The sequence below is a fragment of the Flavivirga rizhaonensis genome (assembly GCF_004791695.1).
In the GTDB taxonomy this organism is placed as follows: domain Bacteria; phylum Bacteroidota; class Bacteroidia; order Flavobacteriales; family Flavobacteriaceae; genus Flavivirga; species Flavivirga rizhaonensis.
Genome location: NZ_SRSO01000069.1, coordinates 1 through 1,272 on the forward strand (window position 1 = coordinate 1; position 1,272 = coordinate 1,272).

The following is a 1,272-nucleotide window of genomic DNA, read 5'->3' on the forward strand; positions in this document are numbered from 1 at the left end:
GGAATAAATTTATTGAAAAAAGGCATATTGGTATTTAATTTTATTTTGTTGTCGTTTTCTAATTCTATTTTGATAATCCATTCTGTTTTTGACAGGTACAAACATTAAGGAACTGAGCTTTTCAACAAATAAATAAAGAGGCTCTTTAGCTAGCTTCATTTTCTTTAACATCAATGCCAAAGTGTAGGTAATGATGGCTGTGTAAATCTGTATTTTTACTGCATTTTCAGATGTGCCTATAAACCGTTTTATCTTTAAGTTTTGCTTTATCCATTTGAAAAACAACTCAATATCCCATCTTTTCTTGTATAGATCAGCTATCTGCTCTGCAGGTTTTTCTAGATCATTAGTTGCTATTATCAATGGGGTATCTTTATTTTCTCTTTTAACGGTAATTCTTCTTAAGGGTTCCCTATACTCGTTCTTTTTTCCTTTGCGTGGCGTTTTATTTTTAAATAAAACGATTTCATCTGCCATTATCTTACTTTCTTGTTTTGAATCCACAGGAAAAGTACCCGCCACTTTGAGCGACGCATTTTTTTTAAATCGGGTTATAAAAATGCTATTGTGCCGATGTATTTTATACCACCAGTTGTAATCGGTGTAGCCCTTATCAAAAACGTAAATAGCATTGGTCTCTATTTTTAGCTCTTGACCTTTATTGATGTCATTAATATCACTGTTGGTAATGCTTAATTGAGATAATGTCTTGGTCAATGGACTATACAATAAATGAACTTTAAGCCCTTTGGTCCGATGGTTCATTTCATCGACCCATTTATGGTGGTGGTTGCTCAATGGTATCGGTGAGGAATCCAATAGGTATAAAAGGGCTTTTAGATCTTTGGTACTATCATGGTGAACCTGTGATATAAGATAGTTGGCCAATTCCTCAAAAACTTTTGAATCTCTTTTTTGATTGGCCTCTCCCAAGGTAGATCGCTTTATACTTTTTACCCCTAGATGATAATGTTTGTTAGAAAATGAGTTAAAAGTGGTCTCTAATTCCCGTAAACTATTGGCTTTGCTTAATTGAGCATAGATCATGGCCACTAGATGGTCCCATGTTTTGAATCCTTTTGAATATTTATCCGTTTTATTACGCTTTACTATGCTTCTGAATTTTTGTTTTGGCAATAATGATAATAGCTCTCCGAAATATGTTTGAGAATACATGAAAATTAAGTCTTTTGGTTTTACTGATCTTAAAAAGATCAGTAAAAATAATACAAATAAAACAATATAAATATATTATTCCGGACAGTAGTGCGT

The 1,272-nt window shown here is 32.7% G+C and carries 1 protein-coding gene; it reads right to left on the reverse strand.

All coding sequences use genetic code 11. The annotated features are described in order from the left end of the window. Nucleotides 1-9: 9 nt before the first annotated feature. Complete coding sequence (locus EM932_RS20670; protein WP_135879102.1) at nucleotides 10-1,176, reverse strand: IS4 family transposase; 1,167 nt, start codon at nucleotides 1,174-1,176, stop codon at nucleotides 10-12. Nucleotides 1,177-1,272 lie beyond the last annotated feature (96 nt).

Bases quoted from the DNA above. Each gene is read 5' to 3' on its own strand.
- EM932_RS20670 (WP_135879102.1), bottom strand. From the start codon at position 1,176: ATGTATTCTCAAACATATTTCGGAGAGCTATTATCATTATTGCCAAAA.